The 22,494-nt window shown below is 40.0% G+C and carries 20 protein-coding genes and 1 pseudogene; 10 read left to right on the forward strand and 11 right to left on the reverse strand.

Annotated features, from left to right (window positions below):
* Positions 1 to 43: 43 nt before the first annotated feature.
* The gene (locus FTV17_RS07270) at positions 44 to 1,456 is read right to left on the reverse strand and encodes an FAD-binding oxidoreductase (protein ID WP_179998762.1); all 1,413 of its coding nucleotides are present in this window, start codon (positions 1,454 to 1,456) and stop codon (positions 44 to 46) included.
* 352 nt (positions 1,457 to 1,808) lie between these two features.
* On the opposite strand from FTV17_RS07270, the gene serA reads away from it, so the two are divergent.
* From serA to FTV17_RS07285, 3 genes are all read left to right on the forward strand, one after another.
* On the forward strand, positions 1,809 to 3,041 hold the full coding sequence (gene serA, locus FTV17_RS07275) for a phosphoglycerate dehydrogenase (protein ID WP_035264273.1): 1,233 nt from the start codon (positions 1,809 to 1,811) through the stop codon (positions 3,039 to 3,041).
* Positions 3,042 to 3,176: 135 nt separating this feature from the next.
* Positions 3,177 to 4,046, forward strand: a complete 870-nt coding sequence (locus tag FTV17_RS07280; protein ID WP_179998763.1) for a DMT family transporter — start codon at positions 3,177 to 3,179, stop codon at positions 4,044 to 4,046.
* A gap of 113 nt (positions 4,047 to 4,159) precedes the next feature.
* The gene (locus tag FTV17_RS07285; RefSeq protein WP_179998764.1) at positions 4,160 to 5,038 is read left to right on the forward strand and encodes a DMT family transporter; all 879 of its coding nucleotides are present in this window, start codon (positions 4,160 to 4,162) and stop codon (positions 5,036 to 5,038) included.
* A 36-nt stretch (positions 5,039 to 5,074) separates the two neighbouring features.
* Here the strand turns inward: FTV17_RS07285 and FTV17_RS07290 are convergent, their stop codons facing one another.
* The 3 genes from FTV17_RS07290 to truB form a co-directional block, all read right to left on the reverse strand.
* On the reverse strand, positions 5,075 to 5,533 hold the full coding sequence (locus tag FTV17_RS07290; protein ID WP_035264279.1) for a hemerythrin domain-containing protein: 459 nt from the start codon (positions 5,531 to 5,533) through the stop codon (positions 5,075 to 5,077).
* Positions 5,534 to 5,681: 148 nt separating this feature from the next.
* Entirely contained in the window at positions 5,682 to 6,449 is a 768-nt protein-coding gene (locus tag FTV17_RS07295; RefSeq protein ID WP_179998765.1) for a TSUP family transporter, read from the reverse strand.
* Between the two features lie 12 nt (positions 6,450 to 6,461).
* Positions 6,462 to 7,367: a tRNA pseudouridine(55) synthase TruB gene (gene truB / locus FTV17_RS07300; protein ID WP_179998766.1), complete on the reverse strand. Its 906-nt coding sequence runs from the start codon at positions 7,365 to 7,367 to the stop codon at positions 6,462 to 6,464.
* 146 nt (positions 7,368 to 7,513) lie between these two features.
* Between truB and FTV17_RS07305 the strand changes: the two genes are divergently transcribed.
* The 7 genes and pseudogenes from FTV17_RS07305 to FTV17_RS07335 all read left to right on the forward strand — a co-directional run bounded on the left by FTV17_RS07305 (position 7,514) and on the right by FTV17_RS07335 (position 15,518).
* Positions 7,514 to 8,554: a lipase secretion chaperone gene (locus FTV17_RS07305; protein WP_179998767.1), complete on the forward strand. Its 1,041-nt coding sequence runs from the start codon at positions 7,514 to 7,516 to the stop codon at positions 8,552 to 8,554.
* A gap of 37 nt (positions 8,555 to 8,591) precedes the next feature.
* Positions 8,592 to 9,579: pseudogene (locus FTV17_RS07310) on the forward strand (lipase family alpha/beta hydrolase).
* A 282-nt stretch (positions 9,580 to 9,861) separates the two neighbouring features.
* A complete protein-coding gene (locus FTV17_RS07315) occupies positions 9,862 to 10,845 on the forward strand; it encodes a triacylglycerol lipase (RefSeq protein WP_179998768.1) in 984 nt (327 codons plus the stop codon).
* A 222-nt stretch (positions 10,846 to 11,067) separates the two neighbouring features.
* On the forward strand, positions 11,068 to 12,057 hold the full coding sequence (locus tag FTV17_RS07320) for a triacylglycerol lipase (protein ID WP_179998769.1): 990 nt from the start codon (positions 11,068 to 11,070) through the stop codon (positions 12,055 to 12,057).
* A 158-nt stretch (positions 12,058 to 12,215) separates the two neighbouring features.
* Positions 12,216 to 13,190, forward strand: coding sequence for a triacylglycerol lipase (locus FTV17_RS07325; protein WP_179998770.1), 975 nt, complete (start codon positions 12,216 to 12,218; stop codon positions 13,188 to 13,190).
* Between the two features lie 227 nt (positions 13,191 to 13,417).
* Positions 13,418 to 14,395 (forward strand): triacylglycerol lipase, encoded by a 978-nt coding sequence (locus tag FTV17_RS07330; RefSeq protein ID WP_179998771.1) that lies wholly within the window; start codon positions 13,418 to 13,420, stop codon positions 14,393 to 14,395.
* Positions 14,396 to 14,537: 142 nt separating this feature from the next.
* The gene (locus FTV17_RS07335) at positions 14,538 to 15,518 is read left to right on the forward strand and encodes a triacylglycerol lipase (protein WP_179998772.1); all 981 of its coding nucleotides are present in this window, start codon (positions 14,538 to 14,540) and stop codon (positions 15,516 to 15,518) included.
* Between the two features lie 61 nt (positions 15,519 to 15,579).
* Here the strand turns inward: FTV17_RS07335 and rplS are convergent, their stop codons facing one another.
* From rplS to FTV17_RS15600, 7 genes are all read right to left on the reverse strand, one after another.
* Positions 15,580 to 15,951 (reverse strand): 50S ribosomal protein L19, encoded by a 372-nt coding sequence (gene rplS, locus FTV17_RS07340; protein ID WP_004787066.1) that lies wholly within the window; start codon positions 15,949 to 15,951, stop codon positions 15,580 to 15,582.
* A 179-nt stretch (positions 15,952 to 16,130) separates the two neighbouring features.
* The gene (trmD, locus tag FTV17_RS07345; RefSeq protein ID WP_179998773.1) at positions 16,131 to 16,871 is read right to left on the reverse strand and encodes a tRNA (guanosine(37)-N1)-methyltransferase TrmD; all 741 of its coding nucleotides are present in this window, start codon (positions 16,869 to 16,871) and stop codon (positions 16,131 to 16,133) included.
* A gap of 26 nt (positions 16,872 to 16,897) precedes the next feature.
* Complete coding sequence (gene rimM, locus FTV17_RS07350) at positions 16,898 to 17,446, reverse strand: ribosome maturation factor RimM (RefSeq protein WP_035264305.1); 549 nt, start codon at positions 17,444 to 17,446, stop codon at positions 16,898 to 16,900.
* Positions 17,447 to 17,464: 18 nt separating this feature from the next.
* The gene (gene rpsP / locus FTV17_RS07355) at positions 17,465 to 17,722 is read right to left on the reverse strand and encodes a 30S ribosomal protein S16 (RefSeq protein WP_035264308.1); all 258 of its coding nucleotides are present in this window, start codon (positions 17,720 to 17,722) and stop codon (positions 17,465 to 17,467) included.
* A 144-nt stretch (positions 17,723 to 17,866) separates the two neighbouring features.
* Positions 17,867 to 18,331: a type IV pilin protein gene (locus tag FTV17_RS07360; protein ID WP_179998774.1), complete on the reverse strand. Its 465-nt coding sequence runs from the start codon at positions 18,329 to 18,331 to the stop codon at positions 17,867 to 17,869.
* On the reverse strand, positions 18,315 to 18,812 hold the full coding sequence (locus tag FTV17_RS07365) for a type IV pilin protein (RefSeq protein WP_179998775.1): 498 nt from the start codon (positions 18,810 to 18,812) through the stop codon (positions 18,315 to 18,317). The genes FTV17_RS07360 and FTV17_RS07365 overlap by 17 nt, the downstream gene beginning before the upstream one ends.
* 9 nt (positions 18,813 to 18,821) lie before the next feature.
* Positions 18,822 to 22,493, reverse strand: a complete 3,672-nt coding sequence (locus tag FTV17_RS15600) for a PilC/PilY family type IV pilus protein (RefSeq protein ID WP_179998776.1) — start codon at positions 22,491 to 22,493, stop codon at positions 18,822 to 18,824.
* Position 22,494: the final 1 nt, after the last annotated feature.

Genomic DNA, 22,494 nt, shown 5'->3' on the forward strand with positions numbered 1-22,494 from the left:
CTGGCATAAAAAAAACAGCACCGAAGTGCTGTTTGGGATTTGCTTAATTCAAATCAAATAATTTACCTGGATTCATAATCCCATTTGGATCAAATACTTGTTTGAGCGCTTTCATATATTCAATTTCTTCAGCTGAACGTGTGTACTCAAGATATGGCTTCTTCGTCATACCCACACCATGTTCCGCAGAAATTGAACCATCATACTTTTTCACAGTATCAAATACATACTTGTTCACCACCTGACATTTCGCAAAGAATTCATCTTTGGTTAAATTTTCAGGCTTTAAGATATTTAAGTGCAAGTTACCATCGCCAATATGACCAAACCAGCAGATTTCAAAGTCAGGATAATTGTCAGCAACAATTGCATCAATTTCTTTAATGAATACAGGTACGTGTGTGATGAGCACTGAAATATCATTTTTGTATGGGATAAATGGTGCGATTGACTCAGAAATATCTTCACGCAGACGCCACAAGCTTTCTACTTGGTCTAAGCTTTGACTAAGCACGCCATCAAGTACCCAACCTTGTTCCATACAATGCTCAAAGATTTCCATTGCCTTGTCCATAATTGGCTCAAATGGCGCTTCAAACTCAAGCAATACATAGAATGGGCATTCAGTTTCAAATGGACGTTGCACGTGACCATTTGCCAATACTTTTTGCATCGCAAGTTCACCGAAGAACTCGAACGCAGTTAAATCAATTTTCGCTTGGAACGCGTGAAGAACTGGCATCACTGCATCAAAGTCAGGTACACCAAGCACCATTACTTGCAGATCTTGTGGTTGACGCTCAAGTTTAATTTCCGCTTCAGTCACTAAACCTAAAGTACCTTCACCACCAATAAATAAGTGTTGCAACGCATAACCTGTCGCATTCTTGATCATGCCTTTGTTTAAACGCAGCACATCACCTTTACCAGTGACTACAGTCAGACCGAGTACCCAGTTACGTGTCATACCGTATTTAATGACTTTAATACCACCAGCATTAGTACCGATGTTACCGCCAATTTGTGATGAACCAGCTGAAGCGAAATCAACTGGATAATACATACCTTGCTCTTCAGCATAGTTCTGAAGTTGCTCAGTCACCACACCTGCTTGTACACGCACCATACGGTCTGCTGGGAAGAATTCCAAAATTTGGTTCATCTTGTCCATGCTGACCACGATTTCACCGTTAGCAGCGACAGCACCTGCAGAAAGACCCGTACGACCACCTGATGGTGTCACAGCAACATTAAATTGGTTTGCTAGTTTCACAATTGCCTGAACTTGTTCAGTCGTCGAAGGAAAAACGATGACTGATGGGTTTGGATCAAAATGTTTAGTGTGATCGCGTCCCCAATTTTGTAGGCTGTCCGCATCAGTTTTGATACGGTTTTCACCAACAATTGACGTTAATTGAGTCAATAACTCTGGGGTTAAAGCAACTGGAGCATTCATCGTTTGCAGACCTAGCAAGAAAGATACAAGTTGTAGATTGCTTAAAAAACAAACCTTTAATCAAGATTTTAAAAGCGTATTTGTTAAGCGAATGTGAAGAAAATATCACCACGACTGGATGAGTCAATTTCACGATTGTGCATTATAAAGCATTTTCCCATGAAACCCCGATAAAATCAGACATTTTGCGAATGTTACTTAGATATGATGCAGTTAATTCAACCGCAGTTTGTCTGATAAGGACTATATCTTGCAAAAATATCCATAGCTCAAGTCATAAAGGAAATGTATATAGCACGCTCACGTATGCTATCATACTGCCACTAAATTTGGCCTTTGTAGCGGAGCCGTAATGAGCCAACATCTCTCTTTGCCTAAAGATAAAATTCGTTTCCTATTGTTAGAAGGCGTTCACCAAAACGCAATCGACACTTTGAATGCTGCTGGATACACCAACATCGACTATCGTAAAACTGCGCTTGAAGGTGAAGCGCTGAAAGAAGCGATTAAAGATGCTCACTTCATCGGTATTCGTTCGCGCACACAATTAACTGAAGAAGTTTTTGAAGCTGCGAATAAATTGATCGCGGTCGGTTGTTTCTGTATTGGTACAAACCAAGTGAACTTAAATGCTGCGATGAGCCGTGGTATTCCAGTGTTCAACGCACCATACTCAAATACTCGTTCTGTTGCTGAACTTGTATTAGCTGAAGCTATTCTTCTCCTTCGTCGTGTACCTGAAAAATCTACAGATACACATGCAGGTGGTTGGAACAAATCTGCAGTAGGTTCATTTGAAACACGTGGTAAAACTTTAGGTATTGTGGGTTACGGTTCAATTGGTTCACAACTTTCTGTCCTTGCTGAAAGCATGGGTATGAAAGTGATTTACTTTGATACAGTAACAAAATTACCTTTAGGTAATGCTCGCCAAGTTGGCTCAATGGGCGAACTTCTTGCAAATGCTGATGTTGTATCACTACACGTGCCAGATGTTCCTTCTACACGTAATTTCATGACCAAAGAGCAATTTGCTCAGATGAAACAAGGTTCAATCTTCATCAATGCTGCACGTGGTACATGTGTAGTAATTGAAGATTTAGCTGATGCTCTGAAATCAGGTCATTTGGCTGGTGCTGCTGTTGACGTATTCCCGAAAGAGCCTAAAGCGAACGGTGAAGAGTTTATTTCTCCACTACGTAATATCCCGAACGTGATTTTAACACCGCACGTGGGTGGTTCTACGATGGAAGCTCAAGCAAACATCGGTCTAGAAGTTGCAGAGAAATTCGTTGCTTACTCTGACAAAGGTATGACATTGTCAGCAGTTAACTTCCCTGAAATTGCGCTTCCGTTGACTGAAGGTAAACACCGCTTACTTCACATTCACAAAAATATTCCAGGCGTGTTGTCTAAAATCAACAACCTGTTTGCTGAACACGGCATTAACATCTCTGGTCAGTCTCTTATGACCAAAGGTGATGTGGGTTATTTAGTCATGGACGTTGATGCTACAGCTTCTGCTGAAGCACTTGATACACTTCATAACGTAGAAGGTACAATCCGCGCTCGCGTATTGTTCTAATCTCTAATACGTTTGGAAAACCACAGCTTTTTCGAGCTGTGGTTTTTTTATGGTGTCTCATCTGAGTTGACGTTGGCTCCGCCAACTTAGATGAAGGATATCCCTTTCTAATCTAACCACCATACATTTAAAACCATGTCTTTGTTAAAAATAAACCCGAAGTTACAAGCACTCGGTTTGTTATTGATCGCCATGATCAGTCTACAAAGTAGTGGTTCATTAGCAAAAGTTTTATTTGAACAATTCCCGATCATTACGGTGTCAGCCCTACGTCTGACATTTAGTGCTGTGATTTTGGCGATTATTTTTCAAGTTTGGAAAATTCAATTTAAACAAATTAAATGGAAAGCCATTGTCAGTTATGGCGTCGCATTAGCTGGCATGAACATGTTGTTCTATCTTGCTATTGATCGTCTTCCGCTCGGTTTAGCAGTTTCATTTGAATTTATTGGTCCACTCAGTGTGGCCTTATATTATGCGCGTCAAAAGTTTGATTTTATTTGGGTTGGTTTGGCCATTATTGGACTGATCCTTTTATTTCCCTTTGACCAAGCCAAACAACCTTTGGATTTACTTGGTGTATTTTTAGCGTTGGCAGCTGGCGCATGTTGGGCACTTTATATTATTGCTGGTCAGCGGCCTTCGGGAGTTTCAGGTAATCACACCGTATGTTTAGGCATGTTTGTTGGAAGTATCATTCTCATGCCGATCGCCCTCAGTATCGGCTTGCCAGCAAGCGTATTTGAAATTAATCATCTAATGTTATTCATCACTTTAGCGATACTCGCCAGTGCTTTACCCTTTACATTAGAAATGATTGCACTACGAAATCTAACAGCATTAAGTTTCGGTACCCTGATGAGTATTGAACCAGCTGTTGCCGCATTATCTGGGTTTGTATTTTTGGGTGAGCAATTGTTATGGAATCAATGGCTAGCATTGTTGACCATCATTTGTGCCTCAATTGGCTGCACCTATACCACTCAACACGCCAAACAAAAATGATCTCATACTTAATTTAAAGTACATTTTCCATGATGGATTGAAGCACTGTGGTCACCATAATAATGTTAAAATTTGAGCAGTCTCACTCTTTTTAATTCGGCTTCGTTTTCCCAATGCCAAATGCTCAACTCACTGCCGTGCTGTTCATGGTCTTATCCATGATCGCCTATCAAATTAGTGCATCCTTCGCAAAGCAGCTTTTTGAAGTTTTAGATCCATTTACTGTGGTGACTTTACGTCTATGCTTTGCATCAATTATGGTTGTATTGATGTTCCGTTCATGGAAAATTCTTCGTCGCCTTCCTTACTTAAAATGGAAAGATCTTCTCTTTTATAGTGGTTCAGTCGCTTTAATGAATGTCTTGTTTTATGCATCATTAGGAAAACTACCACAAGGGATCGCGGTAGGACTTGAGTTTTTAGGACCACTCACGTTGGCTTTACTGTCAATCCAACATCGAAGTGATTACATTTGGGTCATCATGGCAATTTTCGGTGTAGCGCTGATGGTGCCTTGGCAAGATGCCAATGCGACTAACTTTTCATATCTTGGGGCTGCTATGGCCATTGGTGCGGGCGTATGTTGGGCATTCTATATTTATTTTGGACAGAAAGTCGTTCGGCAGAATATCGGCATGCATGCTCTCAGCATTGCGATCGTCCTCTCAGCGTTGACATTATTACCGATCAGTATGGTTCATAATCCATCTGCATTAGTTCAATTTGAATATTGGCCACAAGCCATCGTCATTGCGCTTTTGGCTACAGCCATTCCCTATGCATTGGATTTATTGGCATTAAAGAATTTAAGTAAAATGTCTTATGGAACACTATCAAGTTTGTCACCAGCATTAGGCGCATTGACAGGTTGGTTACTGTTGAATGAACACATTACCTTATTACAAGCCGTTGCTTTGGGTTGTATTATGATTGCATCAATTGGTGTTACTTATCGCGCTGCTAAAATGAAATCACATGGCATAGAAACATAAAAAAGATGGCACATGCCATCTTTTTTTATCATGGGATTAAACCAAACTGTCTTTATCTAATTTCTTATATTTCTTATATTCAGTTTGATATTTTTTAGCCAAACTCTCTTTTTGTTTATCCTCTAGAATTTTTCCTGCTTGCTGAAAAAAGCCATGCTCTTCTTCTTCAAGATGATGATGCACGGTTTCTGACAATTTTTTCGCGATGGCTAACCATCCTGGATTACTGAATTCAGTTTCGGTGAGTTGCTCAAGTAATTCGTCCATTTCATGATGTTCAGCCAATGCATGACGCGTAATATTCAAACCTGAATCTGTCATCATCAGTGGAATATAGAAGTATCGGTCTTCTGCCACTGCATGAGCAAACAATTCATTTTTTAGCTGCTCAAATAATGTTCGGCGTTCTGGCGTATCCCCTGAAGTTTGAACCAGCTTCTCAGCAAGTTCACGTTGAACATCATGACTTTCACGTAAAGCTTCAAAAATATTCATCTTGTTATCCTGTCTTATAAATATGATTTGAAAAAAGAAAAACTTGAATGATCTTCAAAACACTCAACTTACTATAAGAGCTTAGGCGATAACTTCGAGATAGGTTTAAGAAGCGATTTGTATAAAAAAGTTTAATGTTGAGAATGGTTTACATTAAGAACATCTGATAACTTAATCGAACAATTAAAATAGATACTAGAATTAAAAACAGAATACGAATAAAACCGCTACCGTATTTAAGCGCCAACTTCACCCCCACAATCGAACCAATCATATTAGCAACAGCCATCATGGCACCCACTGCAAATAAAATATGGCCTGCAGGAATAAAGAATGTAAGAGCGGCTAAATTGGTCATCACATTACCAATCTTGGCCAAAGCTGCTGCATGCAAAAAATCGACTTGTAAATATCGAATAAAATAAAAAATAAAAAAACTTCCTGTTCCCGGACCGAACAATCCGTCATAAAACCCAATCGCTAAACTTCCTATTCCAGCCAAGATCAGAATTTTAGTGTTTACCGTTTGTGCAGTATGAACCTGCCCAAACTCCTTCTTTGACAATGTGTAAATTGCCATCACAATGAGCATCACCAAGACAAAGGGCTGCAAGATTGATTTCGGAATCATGGAAACACTGGCAGCTCCCGCAAAAGAACTGATGGCAGCACATATCGCCACCACCAGTAATAACTTCGATTCAAACTTAACTTTTTTAGCGAAAGTCCACGCGGATGTTGCTGTTCCAACAACCGCAGCTAGCTTATTGGTGCCAAATAATGTTGCTGGCGCCATATGAGGAAAAGCACTCATCAATGCTGGAATCTGAATGAGACCACCACCACCGACTGCTGCATCAATTGCGCCTGCGCAAAATGCAAAAAAAATCAGGCTGAGGATGATGTCTAATTCCATAATTGAATTCGCTTATAAATTTAATACACGTTTAGGAACTAGACGTTTTTTATCAGTAATTTCAGCTAAACCTAAACACTTTTTTTCGTCAAAAACGAGGACTTGAGATTCGGCAGGATGATCAATATTGCTTTCCATCCCACGACTAAAATATTCTGCACGACCTTCTGGTACTTGAACTTTTGGAAAATGATCGACAGGCGCATAAGCAGGTAACAACAATGCTTCACGTTGTTGTTCAGTTAGACTTTCTAAGTATTCAATGGTGTACTCTGGCACAATACCAAAATGTCCAGTTTGAATACGATGTAAATATGTTAAGTGCCCATAACTTCCTAAAGCTTGAGCAATATCCTCACCCAATACTCGGATATACGTTCCTTTTGAGCATGTCACATCCAAAGTAATTGAATCTTGAGTGAAAGACATCAGTTCAATCGCGAAAATATGAATTGGACGAGCCTCACGTTCGATTTCAATTCCTTTACGCGCCAGCTCATACAAAGGACGACCTTCTTTCTTTAAAGCAGAATACATTGGAGGAACTTGTTGAATGTCTCCAACGAATTGCTGAATCACGCTTTGAATTTTATCTTCGTTAAGTTCAATCGGTTGTGCCTCGAGCAAAACTTCACCCTCGACATCACCTGTAGTTGTACTATTTCCCAATTGAATCGTCGTTTGATAACGTTTAGTAGATTCCAGTAAAAAGTGTGAAAACTTGGTCGCTTCACCTAAGCAAATCGGGAGTAAGCCTGATGCTAATGGATCTAAAGCGCCAGTATGACCACCTTTTTCAGCACGATAGAGCCAACGCACTTTTTGCAATGCTGCATTTGAGCTAATCCCCAAAGGTTTGTTGAGTAGAAATACACCACTTATATGACGTCGAATAATTTTTGGAGATTTAGCAGACATTAGATAATATTCAGATCAGTAAAATACTGCTATTTTATCAAATCCATTTATAGAATATTGATTAAATTTTTATGCATAAAATGTGACATTTGTGGCAAATTATTCTACACCATTAATAATAATTAAATGATTTCATAGGATGTGAAATGAATTCAAAAGCTAAATTGAAAATTACACTGCTGATTGTGGCGTGTCTGATCGTTTTATTCCTTCTCTTTCAATGGTTGAAACCTGACTCAGCTGAATCTGTTGAAAACTCACAACGAGCAGCACAAGATGCCGAAATTCAATCAGAAAATATGGCGCTACAACAAAGTACAACCGTGAATGGTTCTAGCTTTGCAAGTAAAAGTCAGCAAGATATTCAAATCAATTGTCAAATCCAAACCGATAATGCCAACCGTTTGATTGTGAATGAAAATACTAAGAACTGTTTTGAGTTTTTTATTACCCAATACGGTGAAAAAGAGATTCCGCAAATCAAGGCTGATTTTATTAAATTTGCTCAAAGCACCTATCAAGAACCATTACTAGGTCAACTGACAGATTTATGGTCACGTTATGTTCAATATCGTGAAAAAATGGGTGACCTAACACCACCAAACCATGACAAAGAAAGTGCGCAGTATTACAAAGCTATTTTTAATCAGATGAAATCATTGCGTAAACAATTTTTTTCAGACTATGAAATTGAAGGTTTATTTGGTATCGAAGATGAATATCATGATTATACCTTGGCTCGCATGAGTGTCATGGAAGATAAAAATTTATCTGAAAAACAAAAAGCCGATAAATTAAAAGAACTGTTCAATGATCTACCTGAAGATTGGAAAGAAAATTTAAAACAACTTTCTCAACTCGAAGATCTTCGTCAATTAACTGCAGAAATTAAAGCACGTGGTGGTAGTGCAGAAGAAATTCGTCAAATGCGTCTCAGCTTAGTGGGTCCTGAAGCAACACAACGTCTAGAAAATCTTGATGGACAGCGCTCAAATTGGAAAAGCAAGGTCAATCAATATTTATCTGAACGTGACAGCATTGTCAAAAGTAATATGAGTCCTAGTGCAAAGCAGGAAGCTGTACAACGCCTCCGTTCTCAACATTTTAATAATTCACAAGAGCAACTTCGGGTAGAAACATTCGAGCAAGTTCATGATCAAGGCGGTCAACTTCCTTTTGCCGATTAATCTTTTCAAGGAACACATTCATTCACAGGGAAGAACGATGAAAAACTTAAAACTTAAATTGATACCTACGACGTTAGCATTCGTCACAACGCTATGCTTATCAAGCTCATTCACTGCCCACGCAGGTCCGGGATTACTCGAAGTAAATGAGACAAAGATCGGTAGTTACGCAAAAACCAAATATCCTATTGTGATGACACACGGTTGGTTAGGCTGGTCTCGCATAGGCAATGAAACATTCAATATTGACTATTGGTATCAAATCTTACCTGATCTATCGCGCCATGGTGCACGCGTTTTTGCAGCACAACTCTCACCTGCTCATACGACTGAATTTCGAGGAGAACAATTAATTTCTCAGGTTGAAGAAGTAATTGCGATCACTGGGCAGAAAAAGGTCAATCTGATTGGTCATTCGCACGGCGGACCGACTGTGCGTTATGTTGCAGCAGTAAAACCCGACTATGTTGCTTCTGTTACTGGTGTAGGAGGGACTTTCAGAGGTTCTATGGTCGCAGATAAAATTCAAAATAATGAAGCAACTCGAACAATATTTAATATTTTAGGGGATTACATCATTCCCCCCATTAATTGCTTATGCACAAGGTCGTCCTGATATGCCGATCAGCTTTGATGCTTCGATGAAATCATTAACTGAAACAGGCTCTGCTGCATTTAATGAACGTTTTCCAACAAAAGCTCTCGCGTCAAGTTGTACTCGTTTAGGCAGTCCGATAGACAACGGAATATTTTATTATTCTTGGACTGGTGTCGCACAAACCACCAACCTCTTAGATATCGACACCATTTTAATGCAGCTCGGGCCTTTAGCGTATGGCAATAAAGATAATGATGGCATGGTTGGACGCTGTAGCACGCATATTGGACGTGTGATTCGTGATGATTACAAACTAAATCATACCGATTTAGCCAATATGATGTTCGGTCTCAAAGGTTTGTTTGCTCCAGATCCTATTTCACTTTATCGCCAGCATGCCAATCGTTTGAAACTGACAGGACTCTAGACGCACAAAATAGCGCAGTTAAATGGAAAGCTATTCATCAGAATAGCTTTTCCGACCATCAGCGACTCTCGACACAATTTAAATAATGCTTTTTGAACACATTTGCTAATGATTAAATCCTTTAATTATTTCAACTTTTGATTCTTTTTTGCTTTTTATATGTTAATTCAGCAAGCTAAATTGGCATTTTTTGCATCTTGTTGCATTCAATAACATCTTTTAAGGTCTTCTGTATGTTCATCTGGAAGAACATCATAGATTCACCAAAAACTAGGAATAATAATGAAAATAAAACATATTCTAAGCTCGCTGGTGACAGCGCTATGTCTAACATCTACGACAACTTATGCTACTCAAGCTCAACAGATCAAAGTCTCAAGTATCAAATCGGATTATGCCAAAACGAAATATCCTATTGTATTCGCTCATGGAATGGTTGGATTTATACGTTTGGGCACTGAAAGTCTAGGCATGGATTACTGGTATCAAATTTTACCTGATCTAGCGAGAAACGGTGCAAACACATGGGCGGCTAGAATGTCTCCTTTCAATTCTTCTGAAGTCCGAGGTGAACAATATGTTCAACAACTTGAAGAAGTTATGGCGATTACTGGTGCTGACAAACTCAATCTGATTGGTCATAGTCATGGTGCAAACTCTGTTCGTTATGCCGCAGGTGTAATGCCTCAACATGTTGCATCGGTAATGACTGTAGCCGGTGCCAACAAAGGTACAATCATCGCGTCAGATGTATTAAAAATCGCAGATAAAACAGGAACATCTGAGCTACTGAATGTTCTCATCAGCACTTTTGGTAAAGTCATTATGTGGACGCAAGGTCTTCCTGCTGATACGTTCCCACATGATGCGATGGCCGCTGGTGTGAGTACATCTGTTGAAGGAACTGCCTTGTTTAATCAAAAATTCCCTCTCGGTTTACCATTAACCCACTGTGGCGAAGGTGCTTATCAAGAAAAAGGAATTCATTTATATTCAATGACAGGAAACAAGCCTTTTACGAATGCCTTGGATCTAGGTGACCCTGTCATGGTTCTATTTGACCGTTTGTCAGTTCATAAAGCAGGAAAAAATGATGGCATCGTTCCAGTTTGTAGTGCCCATTTTGGTAAAACTATTCGTGATGACTTTCCATGGAATCATTTAGATGAGGTGAACTTGCTGTTCGGAATTAAAGGATTTTTTGCTCCTGACCCAGTTGCAGTTTATAGACAGCACGCCAACCGCCTTAAATTACAAGGACTTTAAATCTCTAGCTCTTTAATTGAGTAATTTCTTTCAAATTCATTAGGCTGGATTTGAAAGCAGATTCAAATCTTCATCAAGATAATTCATTGATCAAATCTACCTCTCTTTTTTTAACCTTAAAAATTTACCATTCATCTATTCGATATTTAAAATGTGATTTACATCACTATAATCAATTTAACTCTAGGATTAGGGTTTGATAATAAAAAGTTGAGGATGATGATGAAATACAACAAAATTATGGCGTGCCTACTTACGTCTGTAGCGTGCTTAACGACTCAATTATCTAATGCTTCTGCATTAGAAGTGAAACCTGTAACCTCGACACTTGGCAAATACAATACCTACGCAAAAACTAAATACCCAATCGTGTTTGCACACGGACTAACAGGATTTGTCCGTCTTGGTACAGAGAGCTTTGGTTTAGATTATTGGCACCAAATCCTGCCAGATCTAGCGCGTAATGGTGCCAATGTCTGGCCTACACGAGTTTCTCCATTCAACTCCAACGAAATTCGTGGAGAGCAATTGCTTCAACAAGTTGAAGATATTTTAGCCATTACTGGTGCACAAAAAGTGAACTTAATTGGGCATAGTCAAGGTGGACCATCAATACGTTATATTGGTGGAACAATTCCTAAACATGTGGCATCCATGACCACGGTCGCTGGTGTGAATAAAGGATCACCTATGGCGGACTTTATCTTGCGTTCAGAAGGAACAGGACTTGATACTGTGCTTGCGACAGCGATGAATTTTGTCTCGGGAGCAATTGTTTGGGCACAAGGATTAAATGTGAAAAGCCTACCACATGATTCGCTTGCCTCGGCTAAAAGTTTATCTACAGCAGGCTCATTAGCATTTACAGAACGTTTCCCTGCGGGTGTACCAACCACAAAATGTGGTGAGGGTGCATATCAATTCAATGGCATGCGTATGTATTCATTTACTGGTAATACACCGTTTACCAATGCCCTTGATCCATCGGATTATGCAATGCAAGCGGCATCTTTCATTGTATCTAAGGAAGGTGCAAATGATGGTTTAGTCCCAGTTTGCAGTGCTCGCTTCGGACAAACGATTCGGGATGATTACCGTTGGAATCATTTAGATGAGGTCAATCAAATGATGGGGATGACTAGCATTTTTGCAGCAGATCCAGTATCGGTTTATCGACAACACGCCAATCGTTTGAAACTTCAAGGACTATAATCTTCTCAAGCCTCCATACGCTCATCACGAAATTATGGAGGCTTATCTTAAAAATTGTTCCCTAAAATTTAAATCCACTTTTCTTTCCTTTTGCTTCGCTATACTCTTATTGTGACAACGGAAATTGTCGAGTATTTCAATCCATCTAAGGAATAGAGATGAGAAAATTTATTTTGGGGACATGCCTTTCTTTCGCATGTTTAACTGGCACGAGTTACGCTACTACAGCACCTGAACAAGTAACTTCAAAATTTCAAACTACCTATGCAAAAACCCAATATCCAATCGTTTTTAGCCATGGAATGTCTGGTTTTATTCGCATTGGAACTGATCCACTCGGTGTAGATTATTGGTACCAAATTCTACCTGATCTGGCACGTAACGGCGCAAATGTATGGGCTTCCCGCGTATCCCCATTTAACTCATCAGAAATTCGGGGTGAGCAACTTTTACAACAAGTTGAAGAAGTCATTGCAATCACAGGATCGCCTAAAGTCAATTTAATCGGTCACTCTCACGGCGGGCCTACGATTCGATATGTCGCAGGTGTACGACCAGAAGTAGTCGCATCAATGACAGCGATTGGGGCGCCACATCAAGGCTCACCAGTGTCTGATTTTATATTAAAAATTCGTGATACAGCACCAATCCTTGAAACACCAATTGTGGCTGTAGTCAATCTACTGTCTAAAGCAATTGTTTGGGCACAGGGGCTTGATCCAGCATCCTTCCCGCACGACTCACTTGCGGGAGCCAATAGTTTGAGCCTAGCAGGATCAGCAATATTTAATCAGAAATATCCTATCGGCGTTCCTCAAAACTCATGCTCTGAAGGTGCATATCGTGAGCAAGGAATTTATAACTATTCCTTTACAGGTATCGGCACGGTCACAAACCCACTTGATCTAGACTCATCTTTAAAAATTACAAGTCTATTAATTGATGGGGGTCAAGAGAATGATGGGCTTGTTTCACGTTGTAGTGCGAAATTCGGTAAAACCATCCGTGATGATCTCAATTGGAATCATCTAGATGAAGTCAATCAAGTGCTTGGTTTAAAAAGTGTCTTTGCGCCAGATCCAGTCTCGATGTATCGTCAACATGCAAATCGCCTTAAACAACAAGGTCTCTAATATATTTTTTGTCTGCACTCATCTCTAGATGGGTCCAGACTGTTTAAATAGCCCTTATTAGCATGACATATCTATCCTATAAATGAGTCACCCATCCAACTTATATCAATAAATTTGCACTTTATCTCTTTTTTATAGACTTAAGTCACAATTTTAGTATCTTAAATTATGGCGATGGATATTGCCTGAATCATAAAAATAAACGAATCACTGAATGAGTATCGAAAATGAAACTAAAAAAAATAGTCATGAGCCTATGCATAGGTTCATGTTTTCTTCCTGTTGCACAAGCCTCAACACAAATTAAAGATTTAGCCGTTAACCATACCGTCAAAACACCTAAATCAAATTATGCACAAACCCAATACCCTATTGTGCTTGCCCATGGCTTATTTGGCTTTGGTAGTATGGTCGGTGTTGACTATTTTTATCAGATCATTCCTGATCTTGCTCGAAATGGTGCAAACATCTGGCAAACACGTGTTTCAACCATGAACTCAAGTGAAGTACGTGGTGAACAAGCGTTAAGCCAAGTTGAAGAGATACTTGCCATTACCGGCAAGCAAAAAGTGAATTTAATCGGACATAGTCATGGTGGTCAGACTGTTCGATATATTGCAGGGGTTATACCTGATCATGTCGCATCTGTTACGACAATTGCTTCTGGAAATCAGGGAGCAAGAATGGCTGATATACTAGAAGGTATTCTAGTAGGTAATATTTTAGAAGCACCTGCTCGCGCAATTTTTGACAATCTGGTATCGCCAGTGATTACATTCGCATCTGGTCTTGATCCAAAAGTCTTTCCTTATGATGCTAAAGCCGCCCTACAAAGTTTAGGAACGAAAGAATCACTCAAATTTAGTCAGAATTTTCCAAATGGTGTACCTACAACCCAATGTGGTGAAGGGGCTTATCGTGTCAACAATACTCATTATTATTCATTTATGGGTAACTCTCCATTTAATACCGCTTTAGATCCATCTGATTATGGCATGTTAGCTTCTTCTCTTTTGGCTGAAAAAGATGGAGATGGAATTGTAGGGCGTTGCTCCGCTCGATTTGGCAAGGTCATTCGTGATAATTATAAATGGAATCATTTAGATGAAATTAACCATCTACTCGGTTTAAAAAGCATTTTTGCACCAAGTGCTGTAGATGTTTATCGTCAGCATGCAAATCGACTTAAACTCCAAGGGCTATAAAACCTAAACACAAAGGGTGAATTTTTCACCCTTTCTTTCAGTTTAATAATGATCAATATTTAGTCGGATTTATCTTATTTTTGTTTAGTTTTTCTTTACAATATTTTTTGACAATAAATATTGTCTTTTTAAGGAAGAAAAAATGAAAACAAAAAAAATGATCCCAGCACTTCTGCTAAGCCTCGTAGGATTATCTCAACTTACATATGCTTCCGGCCTGATCGATGTCAAAGCTAAATACGTAAATACCAATTATGCGCAAACTAAGTACCCTATTGTAATGGCCCATGGCTTTGCATTAGGTTTTAGCCGCATTGGTACAGAACATTTCGGTTTAGATCAGTTCTATCAAATTACCCCTGACCTCGCACGAAATGGTGCACGTGTTTTTGTCGCTCAAATGTCTCCTGTCGAATCAACTGTGGTTCGTGGTGAGCAACTGTTACAACAAGTGAAAACAGCTTTAGCTATTACGGGTAAAGACAAGGTCAATTTGATCGGCCATAGTCATGGTGGACCTACTGTACGTTACGTTGAAGCCATTGCTCCTGAGAAAGTTGCTTCACTGATTGCTGTTGCAGGCAGCATTAAGGGCTCTCCCCTAGGAGATACTTTCGTAAATAGTAAAGTGCTTAATAGTGTAGCAAAATTAGTTATTGGTGATATTTTGGCACCTGCAATTTCAATTATGGAAGGTAATCCAAGTCTTAGCGTTAATTACGAACAATCCATGTATGATCTTTCTGTAAAAGGTTCTTTAGAATTTAATCAAAAGTTCCCTTCTGCTGCGATCCCAAAAGACTGTAATTCTAACGGTTCATCACAAACGGCTAACGGCGTATATCATTATTCTTGGATTGGTTCTTCAAAGGTGACCAATGTTCTCGATATTTTAGATACCGCAATTGTTGTCTTAGGGACAGCGATTATGCCTAATGAACGCAATCACGATGGTCTCGTGCCTATTTGTAGTGCTAAATACGGCAAAGTAATTCGTGATAATTACAACTTAAATCATTTTGATGAAGTCAATCAAATACTTGGGCTTAAAAGCTTCTTTGCTCCTGATCCAGTATCAATCTTTCGACAACATGCCAATCGTTTGAAGATTCAAGGTTTGTAAGTTTTGATCATAAAAAAATGCGCCAAAAGGCGCATTTTTTTGCTTCGAAGCAAGGCTAAAATTAACCTTGTTTACGAGCTGGTAACTTTTCACGAATACGTGCAGCTTTACCAGAAAGTTCACGTAGGTAATAAAGTTTAGCACGACGAACGTCACCACGACGTTTAACTTCGATTTTAGCTACGATTGGTGAATGAGTTTGGAAAACACGCTCAACACCAACACCGCTAGAAATTTTACGTACTGTGAACGCAGAGTTCAAACCACGGTTTTTCTTAGCGATTACAACGCCTTCGAACGCTTGTAGACGTTCACGGTCGCCTTCTTTTACTTTTACTTGGACAACTACTGTGTCACCTGGTGCAAAAGCTGGGATGTCTTGTTTAAGCTGAGCATTTTCTACAGCTTGTACTAAAGGATGCTTACCGCTCATGGGGTATCTCCAATATGTGTGGGTCAGAAGAGGTCTGATATCCACTGGGGCTAGAGGCTAAGGCGCATAGACCCGATTGACTTTCCCTTCATGCTTGACCGCTTCAATGCATAAAGAGCCTATTTAATACTTCAAGCAATATGCTTGAGGTCATATTTGCTTAAATAAATCTAAAAGATTTATTTTTGCGAATCTTTGAGCCATTTCTTTTGCTGCTTAGTCAACTCAACTTTTTCAACCAATTCAGGTCGACGTTCAAGCGTTCGTTGATAGCGCTGCAAAAAACGCCATTTTTCAATATTTGCATGATGACCTGATTTTAGTACCTCAGGCACATCCAAACCTTCAAAATGATCAGGCTTTGTATATTGCGGACAGTCGAGTAAACCATCCACAAATGAGTCTTGAACGTGTGATTGTTCATCAGACATTGCACCCGGAAGTCTCCGAATAATACTGTCCAATAAAACCATCGCAGGCAGTTCTCCCCCAGATAAAACGTAATCCCCTATGGACCATTCCTGATCAACATATTTTTGAATCAAACGCTCATCAACACCTTCATAACGACCACACAATACAATTAATCCATCATATTGCACGAAATCTTGTACTGCAGGTTCATTTAAGGTTTTACCTTGTGGCGACATATACACCACAGGTACATGAACAGCACCTGCTTGCGTTGCAAGCTCTTTGGCACGATGAATTGCTTTTGCCAATGGCTCAGCCATCATTACCATACCAGGACCACCACCAAATGGACGTTCATCCACTCGTTTGTAGTTCCCTGTTGCAAAATCACGAGGATTAATACAATGAATTTGCATTAAATCGCGTTTTGCTGCGCGACCGCTAATACCAAAACTTGTAATCGCTTCAAACATTTCAGGAAAAAGCGTAATGACTGCAAAAAACATCGCAGACTCCCGTATTTCCGAAAATATTAGTAATCTACGCCCCAATTGACATAGATACGACCAGTTTCGAGATCAACGCGTTGCACCACATCTTTATGCCATGGAATCATTCGCTCTTCGCCGTCGACACTGTCAGCAGTTGCGCGAACCACCATCACATCGTTAGCACCTGTTTCAAACAATTCGTGGATTTGACCAAGATTGACTTCTTGCTCTTCATCATCCAGACCTAACACTGTTAGACCCTTTAGATCAGACCAATAATACTCGTCCACGCCTGGTTGAGGCAGTTGCGATTTAGAAATCCAGATATTTGCGCCAACTAAATTGTCTGCTGCAGTACGATCACTCACACCTTTCAGCGAAACAACTAAGCCTTTGCCATGTGGCTTCCAACGTTTCACATCTACAATTTGCCAACCTGCTTTGGTCTCGATGTACCAAGGCAGATAGTCAAATATGTTGCTCATAGGTTCTGTATTGGAATAGACCCAGAGCCACCCATTTAATCCATAAGCTGAACGTAGCTGTCCAATCTGAATACGATCTTCGGGAACATTCTGTGTTGGTGTCATGGGCTAGCTTCTACCGTATTAAACAGCAGCTGCAGCTTTTTTAGCTTGAGCAGCTAATGAAGCAACACGTTCAGAAGGTTGAGCACCTTGAGCAACCCAGTGAGCGAAACGATCAGCATCTAAACGAAGTTTTTCTGCTTTACCTTGAGCTGTAGGGTTGAAGAAACCGATACGTTCGATGAAACGACCGTCACGTGCATTACGGCTATCAGTCACGATGATTTGATAGAACGGACGTTTTTTAGCACCACCGCGTGCAAGACGAATAACAACCATGATAGAACCTTATAGTTTTTACGGATTATCCCTGCACCGACCATCGATACATTTCAAACCCCTTTCATAGAGGGCAGTATTTTACGTGAACTTTGATCCGATTGAAAGCTCAAAAATTATTTATCCACATTTTTGAATTTAAATTTATTTTCCATCCCAGTTTGTACTTGAAGAAGGCGTACAAGAAGCTGCTTTCACCCAACATTTTTCATGGGCTTCATTTATGACAAAGTGACCATCTGTTTGCATCAATTTTCCACTCACAGGCACTGCACTCAACATCCAACTGTTGTTGGTTACATCTGATATACCAACCGTATAGACAGGATCATAATGCGGAACTTCAACTCGATTTTGCGCATTGATCTGAAATCCCAATTCAGCCAACGTGACTGCTTTGCCATCCGATTTAATATAACTGTAATTCGCAACCTGATAGTGCTGAAGTCGAGCTGCAATATCTGCCAATGTGGTTTTTACTTCGACACGTTTAGTTTTACGAACATATTCTTGGTAGGACGGATAGGCAATCATGGCTAAAATTCCAATGATGACCACTGCAATCATGATCTCTACTAAAGTAAATCCTGAATTACCATTGTTTTGCATTTGCACCACATCCTGTATATGCATTGACTTCTTTTAAGTCATTTTCTACCAAATATTCTGTTTTACAACGAATACCCTGACTCGTCGCCAAAAACGCATCATATCCTGTCTGCGTTGGTACAGCTCGAACCCCCCATGCCCGTCCCAAGCCCTGATCTGAACTTAATAAGGTTTTAGGTGTTTTTTCACTGATATCTGCAATACTAATCACATATTTTGGTTTCTTCGCATCAGGCAGGGAAATACTCGTCATTGAAGTATCTTGATCGTAGATATACTTCGCATCAAAACCTCGATAGGAAAAACTGCGACTTTTATAGCGTTCAAGTTGTTCAATAATTTTGGATACTTCTTGCTGAGCCTGTGCAGCAGCATTACGTTTTAAATAACTTTGGTAAGATGGCACTGCGATTGTCATCAATATCGCAATCATCACCACAACAACCATCAACTCAATCAGCGTTAAACCTTTTTGATTCATGGTAACCACCTACTGACGCTCAAACCAGTTATAAGCTTTCAGCACTTTGGTTGTGATGTAGTTGGTATAACCACCGCCCAGCAAAGTCGTTTTCTTTTTACCATTCTGGACAATAGGTACGCTGTTTAGCTTACTAATCCCATCAGACTTAGTCTCTGAGATTTCTGCCACAATTTTATTTTGAAGATTAGACGTTGATCCAGCATCTCCACAAACACCATACGGCAAGCAAAGCTTTAAGGTACGACTTGCTCCTTTAATGCCCCCAGTACATTGGTTCGGTTGTTGTGACGACGCATCATTTGGATTGTATAAAGACACATATAAATCTGAATGACTTGGACTATTTGCGATCGCAATATAACCATTTAATGCTTTAACTGTACCAGTATTCGCTGTTTCGTTTTTAGACGTTGTTCGTTGCAGCACATAGAACCAACCACGCTTATTACGGTTCATCAGATGTGGCACTGTTGTACCTGATAAATTAGACCATGCAGTTAAATGAGCTTCGGTAAGGTTTTGTGTTTTAGCAAAATTTGCTTGAAATAAATTCGGTTGTGCCAAGTCATAATCATGTAACACATAGACTCGATTGTCATAAATATTGCTGGTATTTAAAGGAAAGCTGCGATTTCCCGATGCAACACTCACCGCACCAAATCGCTCACCATTCAGATCATGGATGGTCAAAGCAGGCATTTCATAAAAACGTTGGTGATACGCACTAAAATCAGCAAGACGTGTCACTCGTCCAAACGAGGTTGTATTCGTTCCAAGACGATTATTGAGATCAACACGCCACACTTGCCCACCTAAATCACCAAAATATAGGTGATCGATTAAACCATCCGTATTGCGGTCAAATGCTTTAATTTGACTGACCACACTATATTTCATCTCAGCATGCTTAACATCAACACTGGTTTGATTCGATTGGTTGCCATAGCGTGCATTCCACAATAATTCGCCCGTTTCAGCATCAAAAATATAGACACCCGCCCCTTGATTAGCTCGTTGACCAGTTAATGCAGATTGAGGCTGGTAACCATCCGTTTCATAGGCCATATCATAGCCGCCGCCAACAATCATGACCGTTTTCACTTTGCCGTCAAAACGAATTTTAGCAATGGTAGGTTTAGACCAACTATATCCCATAGCTTTTAAGGCATCTGATTGATTTGTACTACTCACTGATGTTGATTTGCTTTTTATCGTTCCAGAACTTGGATCAACATGGAAAAGTAATTCAGGTTGGTTCGGATTTTTCATATCCAAGGCATAATAACTACGCCCACCCATGCGCATACCACCATAAATATTTGCTTTCGCAGCAATAAACTTATTGTTATTCTGGTCAATCTTATATTGAACATCTGAAGTCCATGATCCATCCATGCCATAAATAGGATGCGCAGACGACAATAATGTATTGGACTGTTCAAGTAACGCGTCTCGTCGACTTGGATCTTGAACCATTTCATGAGCTAAGAAACTAAATGCCTCTTCACCAGTTTCTTGATCCACAACATGCAATAATCCTTGCATCGTCCCAAATACTACATAATCTTTTCGATGAGTCGCATTACGGGTATTCGCTAATATAGTACCAGACCCCGCGTTATATTTTGCTTCGAGCGTCACCAACAATGGTTCCGAGTGAACAACGCCTCCCATTTGCTGCATCACCTTAAGATCTTTAACCTTATTTAGATCATTCCAAATGTATCCAGCAGGTAAGCTACTTAAGTAGTTTTTATCAAGTCGATAACCCAAAGCCGACAGTAAATAGGGTTGATATACATTTTGTCGCCACCCCGACTTGGTTGAATCAATATAGGTCGCGGCCAGCACATTCTGTGTCGTTAATTTCGTCAGTTGTCCATTCTCAGAACCTACCAATCGTTTTGCTTGATCACCCGTTGTGGCAATCGTTGCATTGGTGAATAACGGGCGCGTTTTTATTTTGTCTGTAGTAGTAACACCTGCTAGTGGTGAAGGTGTGGCAATCCGAGAGAACACGCCCCCTTGAATTGCACTCAAACCATCATCTATTCCAGTATTGTTCCAAAAATCCTGCGTATTGGTTCGTATTGCACCTGATCGATCAAGTACCTCTTTCCCCGCACGATCAATCATCACAGCTTGAGCGTTAATACTGTATTTCTTTAAGTTCCCTAACCATAATTGATGTGTGGAAGCCAATACCGAATTTGCTGTGCTCACCTGTGGTTGAAACTGCGGTGCGAACACATAAGGATATGCTGAACTTGTTGATAAACGGTCAAATGGCACCACATAAGTACCAAAACTAGCAGCCTCAAAGTTACCGTGAGAGACCGCAACCAAGAAGGTATTTAATGCATTCTGAATATCTTCACCAGAAGTCGCTTGGGTATACCCCCCAATTTCTTGGCGAGTCCCGTAGGTATCCCCTTTACCAATCACATTCCCCAACTGTTTTAATGCTTGAGCATTCATACTATTGGAAATGTCATTTCCAGAACCTGTATAGCTACTATCAAAAGTACAATGATCGTATAGCCCGTCATTGTCATAATCACGACAGGTTTCTCGTGGATGCTTTTGGAATAAGGGACCAAAACCTACAGTAGATGTATAAACACGCTTCTGATTCGCATCGCTGGTCATCTGCGTTTGATTTGCCAAACGCTGAACCATCTTACCTACGCAAGCCCATGAACTACGGTTTTGCCAGGTAGTTTGATTGGCTGACACAGCATTACCAATATCATCTTCATAAAAACGATATGGCTGCGTCGCCATTTCCTTAAACTCGCCATTGAAGGTCGCGGCACCACTGGCACCTTTGGCATTACCGTAATTGTAATAGACATCTTTTAAGGGCGAGCCTTCACAAGTAAAGCTGTCATCTGCCAACGCATTTTGCATAACAGGGAGTACTGTCTTTGGTCTCAAACCAACTGGCGCCCCATCTGTTAAGAAAAAAACACCTTGCGTACTACATTGGGCATCACTGTTATTCAACTTGTTGAGTGGCGCTCTATAACTACCATCCGCTTTACGAATATCCGCTGGCGCAAATGATGCTCCAGATAAACCACGGCTATAATTGGAATATTTAGATGAAGGAAGTAAATCGATGCCTTTTAGGTTAGCCCCAAAGGTACGATTTCCTAGTAAATACGCATAAGTTTCTGAGAGTAATAGTGGTGTGGGCGTACTACCTACGGCTCCAATACTATTAATTTTATTGATTAAATCCGTACGGTGAGCAGGTGTAAGTTGTTTTGCTTCTAGTAAGATTTTGGATGAACGAGCATTTTCACCATAGCTTAACCAATCTTCTGTTGTCCCTATTTCACCCGTTGACGTAAACACCGATACCCCGATATAAACATTATCTGGAATACGATAATTTCCTGATAAGTCCTTTGCATTTAAGGCATCTACCAATGAGTTTTTTAAGGCATTCAAACGGCTAACACTTTGACCTTTATAAGTTGCATCTACTGCACTCATACTCATCGAGTTATCAATCGCCAACATGATAATCGGATTATTTTTTGCTACAGGATTTTGATAAATTTGTAGATCACTGGCACTCAATTGCATTGGGATCGCACCCAATGCCATCACGACTGCAATACTTTGCGCAATCATCTTTTTTGTAAATTGATTCTTTATATTTTTATTCACA

Origin of the sequence: Acinetobacter sp. YH12239 (assembly GCF_013417635.1) — a bacterium.
Lineage (GTDB): Bacteria > Pseudomonadota > Gammaproteobacteria > Pseudomonadales > Moraxellaceae > Acinetobacter.